The sequence below is a fragment of the Otariodibacter sp. genome, from assembly GCF_029256985.1.
In the GTDB taxonomy this organism is placed as follows: Bacteria; Pseudomonadota; Gammaproteobacteria; order Enterobacterales; family Pasteurellaceae; genus Otariodibacter.
This window is the reverse complement of record NZ_JARIDQ010000037.1, coordinates 1-6,689: the sequence shown is the minus strand read 5'-3', so window position 1 is coordinate 6,689 and position 6,689 is coordinate 1. Positions and strand designations below refer to the sequence as shown.

At 33.3% G+C, this 6,689-nt stretch carries 5 protein-coding genes; 2 read left to right on the top strand and 3 right to left on the bottom strand.

Annotation, left to right across the window (positions count from 1 at the left end; translation table 11 throughout):
• From Q1J40_RS03795 to Q1J40_RS03785, 3 genes are all read right to left on the bottom strand, one after another.
• Positions 1-346 (bottom strand): methylated-DNA--[protein]-cysteine S-methyltransferase (locus Q1J40_RS03795; protein WP_301098728.1); only part of this gene is annotated, 346 nt, incomplete at its 3' end.
• Between the two features lie 188 nt (positions 347-534).
• Positions 535-1,983 carry a sulfatase family protein gene (locus Q1J40_RS03790; RefSeq protein ID WP_301098727.1) on the bottom strand — a complete coding sequence of 483 codons (1,449 nt, stop codon included), beginning with the start codon at positions 1,981-1,983 and terminating at the stop codon, positions 535-537.
• Positions 1,984-1,986: 3 nt separating this feature from the next.
• Positions 1,987-3,666 (bottom strand): solute:sodium symporter family transporter, encoded by a 1,680-nt coding sequence (locus Q1J40_RS03785; protein ID WP_301098726.1) that lies wholly within the window; start codon positions 3,664-3,666, stop codon positions 1,987-1,989.
• Positions 3,667-3,919: 253 nt separating this feature from the next.
• Between Q1J40_RS03785 and Q1J40_RS03780 the strand changes: the two genes are divergently transcribed.
• Together Q1J40_RS03780 and Q1J40_RS03775 are read left to right on the top strand one after the other, a co-directional pair.
• On the top strand, positions 3,920-4,720 hold the full coding sequence (locus tag Q1J40_RS03780) for a sulfite exporter TauE/SafE family protein (RefSeq protein WP_301098725.1): 801 nt from the start codon (positions 3,920-3,922) through the stop codon (positions 4,718-4,720).
• A 106-nt stretch (positions 4,721-4,826) separates the two neighbouring features.
• Positions 4,827-6,689: SurA N-terminal domain-containing protein (locus tag Q1J40_RS03775; RefSeq protein ID WP_301098724.1), on the top strand; the 1,863-nt coding region annotated here is incomplete at its 3' end.

Below are 6,689 nucleotides of genomic sequence, written 5' to 3'. Positions count from 1 at the left end.
TGGCAATTTCGCCATAAGAAGTGGTTTTACCATAAGGGATTTGAGTCAGTACTTTCCAAACTGAACGTTGAAAGTCAGTACCTTTAGGCTGAATAAAGTCTAATTTTGAAAAATCGATAGCTTCGCCACTGAAATAGCGGTCTAATACTTCTCTTGTTTTGCAAAAAACAGCCCAGCTTTCTGTATTTTCAGTTTTTACTTGCTGAAAATGATTTGGTAGCTCTATTGTTTGTTCTTTCTCAAAGTTAATCAAAATAAGCGAATCATTTTCAACGACTATGAGTAGCTTTCCTATTGGTGAAGTATAGTAACTATAATAGATTGGGTTATTGGATATCAAATTCATAATATTACTTGTATATGATAGGTAATTTGTAACAGCTTAATATAACTAACAATACTAAACTCTGTACTCAAGAAAAACCTTTCTTTTTTAAAATAAAAATACGAGAAAGTCTAGTCCAGATTTTATTACCTTAAACTAGAAATTCTCGTATTCAATTATATAAATTAAACGACAATTAATACCAAAAGCTAAATTTCATCAATAATACGATAAACCCAATTTTCCAGAGGATCGTTTAATCGTTTCATTTCTACTCGCATTTCTTCTAACATTTCTTTTTTGATATCACGATAAGCATCATCGTAGAATAGATTATGCATTTCGCTCGGATCCTTGCGAATATCATACAATTCACATAAATCTGTTGCATTAAATACCAATTTATAATCTTTTCTACGCCACATTCTTTGTTCAAAATACACAAAATGCCCTGCTAATTGACCAAGTAGTCCTTTGCGTCCATTATTTTTACTCTGACGAGTAATTGGTAATAATGTCTCACCTTGGAAACTTTCTGGCACATTTTGACCTGCAATATCGAACACAGTAGAAGTTAAATCGTGTAGATAAACTAAATTGTCATCAACTTGGTTTGTTCGGATTGATTGAGGATCCTTAATAATTAAAGGAATATTATAGGTTGTTTCAAACATAAACTCCCCTTTCTCAATCATTTTATGAGCCCCCATTGCATCACCATGGTCTGCTGTAGCGACAATAAAAGTATTATCATACAGATTATTATCTTCTAGGTACTTAAAGAGATCGCCAATCGCATCATCAATTAATGTGATATATCCCCAGAATTTAGAGATAACTTCTCTCCAACGCTCTTCACTCGCTTCCCACATTCCCCACATTTTAGAGATTGTGCGATAGTGACCAGGTTTACCTTCTAAAGGTTTGAAGAAGCTTTCATCTAATACGATATCTTTCGGATCGTACATTGAATAGTAAGGTTCAGGTATCACACACGGAGTATGAGGTCCCCAGAAATTTACCCAAGCAAAGAAAGGTTTATTTTCCTTCAACGATTCTTGAATATAGCGTTTGGTTTCATCAATAATGAAATATTCGATTGTTTCTTCTTTTGTACCAGATAATAAACCACACAATTCTTGTACTCTTAAATGTGGATTTTCACCGAAATAAGCTCGACTAACGGTTGGAGCTTCATAACCCTTTTCCTCTAACCATTCTTTATAACGATTAGAATGAGTTGGACCTTGATCAAACACTAAATTTTTATAGACACGACTGCCTGGATAACCATAGCCATCAAAATTATGACCTTTGATATCATAATCTTCAGGAACTGATTTAGTGCCGACATGCCACTTACCAACAACATAGCTATTGTAGCCATCAATATGTCCAATATTTGGTAAAGATGGACTAATTTCGCCCGTTCCACCTTTTTCACCATTTTTGATAATACCGTGCGATGACGGCATTAATCCAGTGAAAAGAGAGGTTCTAGCAGGGCCACAGACAGATGCAGGTGTAAAAGCATTATTAAAACGAATACCATCTTTAGCTAATCTATCTAAATTAGGTGTTTTAACAATCTCATGCCCATAAGAGCCCAACATGTCTTTTCTAACTTGATCTAATAATATGTAAATAATATTGTTCATTAATTACGCCTTATTTTTTCTACCAAACACCACGAGAATAATAATTTGCAATATAGCATACACACCAATAACCATTAAAGGACTACCTGATTCTGAGGCTAATCCTAGTGGAGAAAGTAATGCATACACACTAATTAATCCTAAAACAAGTGATGCTACGGTTACATTTGCATATTCCCAATTAGATAAATCCACATTTGCATGATTTGATGTGTCTTCTTCGTATGGTGTACGTCTTAGGAATATACCAAGCACAAGCATTAATACAACATCAAAGACAAATAATGAAGCCATAACATAGACAAAATTTACTTGAACATTGAAAACCCATACGATTGAGAAATAAAGAATTACATGAAGTAACAATGCAATTCTTGCCGCTAATCCTGATACAGTTTTATTAAATAAACCTACTGCAAAAAGCGCTACAATAGGAATATTAACAAAGCCAGCAAAGCGTTTAGTCAATAAGAAAATACCATCTGTACCAAACATAAGTAATGGCCCTATAATCATAGTAACAATTGCCATGATTGCAGATATTTTTTTAGCAAGCACAATCACTTCTTTTTCAGAATATGACTTACGACTAATAGATGGCAATAAGTCTTTACAGAACATAGTAGCTGAAGAATTTAAGAATGAGTTAAATGTACTTAAAATTGCACCGAACAATGCAGCCACAAAGAAACCTTGTAAAGCTGTTGGTAACACACGATTAACCAATTCAGGATAAGATACATCAATTGGTTTTAACCCTTCTCCAAGGATGTGGAAACTGAGTAAGCCAGGTAAGTTCAAAATAATAGGTAATAAAAGAAGGAATAGTGCGGCAATTAAAATACCTTTTTGACCTGCTTTTAAATCTCTCGCACCTAATGCACGTTGAACGATAGCTTGGTTAGTTGTCCAATAGAAGAAGTTTACCACTAAAATACCTGTAAACATTGCAGGCCATGGTACTGCATCTGTTTCACTACCAATTGCATTGAATTTTTCCACGTGAGTTGTACCAATGACTTTGATACCCTCCATAAAACTGCCATCACCAAGGTATATTAAAGCAAAGATAGGTACAAGCAATGCACCAATCACCAAAATAAAGGCATTAAGAGTATCTGATACCGCAACAGCTTTTAACCCACCAAAGATAGCGTAAATTGCCCCAACAATACCGATTACAATTACGGTATAAGTAATAGATTCTCCGTAACTTAACCCGAAAATAGTTTCTAGATTAAATACAGAGTTGAATGCAATTGCCCCTGTATAAAGAGCTGTTGGAATCACAATGAAAAGATAGAAAACCAAGAATAATGCTGACATAATCAAACGGGTTTGTCTGTCAAATCGGTTTTCAAAGAATTCTGGAATTGTGGTATATCCGTTACGAATATATTTTGGAAGTAGGTAAAGTGCTAAGAAGCAGAGAGGAACAACCGCTTGAACTGTCCAAGCAATAATAGAAAAATTGCCCGCATAAGAATTCGCATTTACCCCAATAAGTTGTTCAGTGGATAATGAAGTTAACACCATTGAACATCCGATAACTACCGCACTTAATCCTCGACCTGCAAGGAAATAACCTTTAGAAGTAGTTAAATCATCATTTTTGGTCTTATACCAAGAAATGAGTGCCACCGCTATGGTGACCACCAAAAAGCTAACTATGGTTAAAAACATATAGCCTCCAATATGTCTTTAAAATAACCGACAACGACTATCTAATGTTAGATAGCAGTTCTAACCTTTGCTTTCTTATACAAAATTAGACAATTATTAGAATAATATGATTATAAAATTATCAATATGATAGTAATCATAGTCCATGAGTGATCCAGATCACATATTGAAAAAATTAGTCCAATATGAGGATGATCATAAAATCTGGTGAAAAATTATTGGATAATAAGAGAAAAACAATTGAGGATACACCATGTCTTTATTGATTATTTGTATATTAATCATTTGTGGCATACTCGCCAACATTATGTCTGCGCTATTTGGTATTGGTGGTGGCGTATTAATGGTGCCTGTTTTACACACACTCTTTCCTGATTTACCATTTCAGATGGTTTCTGCCACATCTCTAACGATTGTTATTGGGACTTCCTTGGTTAATCTTAGTTATTTCTATAAACGTAAAATATCTCTTAGTTATAAATCTATGTTTCTTTGGTCAATTGGCATGCTAATTGGTGTACAAATTGGCTTTGAAAGTAGTTTTTATTTATCTAACACAATTATTATTAGCGTATTTATTGTTACTCTACTCATACTTGCAGTAAGAAGTTTTTTCTTCTATAAAAAAACGATAGATACTGATAGTTATTCTGTAGCAAAAGAGAATTACAAAGGAATAATCCTTTGTGGGTTAGGAGGCGGTGTAGCTGGAATGACTGGTATTGGGGGAGGATCAGTTTTAGCTCCATTAGTTGGGCAGTTGCATAGTGTTAAACCTAATCAAATTGCAGTTTATACAAACTATATGATGGTCATTGGTGGACTTGGGAGCCTATATAGTTATTTAACAAGAGTACCTTCCGCTTATTTAGAAAATTCATGGCAAATTGGTTATGTTAATTTTTCAATTGCAGGAATAGTTATTGCCAGTTCATTTATTACAAGTTTTGTTTCAATGAGACTAAAAGGAATACTTACTCCTGAATTAACCCATAAATGCCTTGGTATGATTTTATTAGCTATTGCGCTCTATATGTTAGTACTACAATTATAGTGTTCAAAAATACCTTAATTTTATTATTTTTAACTATAATTCAACATTGAGAATTATTAGCTTTTCAGTATAATCACCCCAGTTTTTTAGTATTAGGATAATTATAATGATTGAAAAAATGCATGAAAAATCGAATAGCTTTGCATTTAAAGTTATTTTCGCACTTGTATCTATTTCATTTGTACTTGGTGGAATTGGTGGAGGATTCTTAGCCGTAGATACTTCTGCTGTTAAAGTGAATGGCGAAGAAATCACTCAGCAAGAGTTTAATTTAGCTAAGGGACGCAAACAAGCTGTTTTAAATGAACAACTAGGTGAAAAGTTTTGGGATCTAATGGATAAGCCTGAATATGCTCAACAATTCCATCAATCCATTATGAACGAGCTGATTAATGATGAATTACTATCTCAATATGCTCAATCTCTAAAATTAGGAATTAGTGCAGATCAAATTAAGTTAGAAATTGTACGTAACCCTAATTTCCAAAAAGATGGTAAATTTGATAATGGGCTTTATCAACTACTATTGACAAACAATGGCATTAGTGCAGATCAATATGCTGGTATTGTATATCGTGGAATGTTATTTTCACAAATACAAGAAGGTATTGTGAATAGCTTATTTGATGTTCCAGTACAGCAAGAATTACTAGGAAAATTGCTATTACAAAAACGTAAAGCTCGCTTAGCTACTTATTCTATTCAAGATGAAATGGAAAAACAAACTGTATCTCCTGAAGAAATGCAAACATACTATGATACAAATAAAGCCCAATTAGTTAATCCGGAACAAATTGCAGTAGATTATATTTCAGTTACACCAGCAGATCTTGCAGGTAAAATTCAAGTTACAGATGACCAAATTAACACCTACTATCAAACAAATAAATCACAATATGTTTCAAAAGGTGAATCTCATATTGCACACATACAGGTTGCTGATGAAGTAACTGCTAATGATATTGAGCAACAACTAAAAAATGGTGCAAACTTTGCCGACTTAGCAAAAGAAAAATCTATAGATACATTATCAGCAACTCAAGGGGGTGATTTAGGCTGGGCAACAGCAGGTATGTTCCCTAAAGAATTTGATAATGCTGTGGCTTCATTGAATATAGGAGATATTAGTCAACCTGTGAAAATTGATAATGCATTTCATATTATTAAACTCATAGATCGTAGAGACAATAAGGAAATTCCTCTTGAACAGGTTAAAGATCAAATTACTAACGTCATAAAAAAAGAATTAGTTGCAACTGAATATTCTAATATCACTCATGAAATGGCAAATACTGCCTTTGAAAATAGTAGCTCACTTACTAGTGTTGCTGAAATCGCAGGAAAACCACTACAACATACTGAATTATTTAATCGTCATAATATACCTGAGGAATTAAATAATGAAAAAGTTGTAAAATTATTATTTGATGAACAATTCAAACAAAACGGTCAGAATTCTGACCCAATCGATATTACTGAGGGTGCTTTAGCAAAAACTATTTTTGTAAGAGTAAGTCAATATCAACCTCAAACAGTAAAAACTTTTGAAGAAGCTAAAGATGAAATCACATTAGCAATAAAAAAAGAAAAAGCAGAAAAATTACTACAAGCTAAAAGTGAAGAGATAATCAAATCTCTCGTCGCTGGAAATAAGGTGGATATCACTTTTGGCGAACCTAAAGAGTTCATATTTAGCCAACCAGATATAACACAAAGAGAGGTAATAGATACTATTTTTGCTATGCCTAAACCGTCAGATAAACCACAATATAGTTCTACTACAAATGCAAATGGAGATATTGTCATTATTGCCTTAGATAAGGTTACAGATGGGCAACCTAGTGAGTACAATGTAATATCTAGCCAAATCACAAGAGCTAATACTGAAATATTACAAAGTGATTTGTTAAAAGATTTAAGAGCAAGAGCTAAAATTGAGGCAAATGAAGATTTCATTAATCAACTTGAA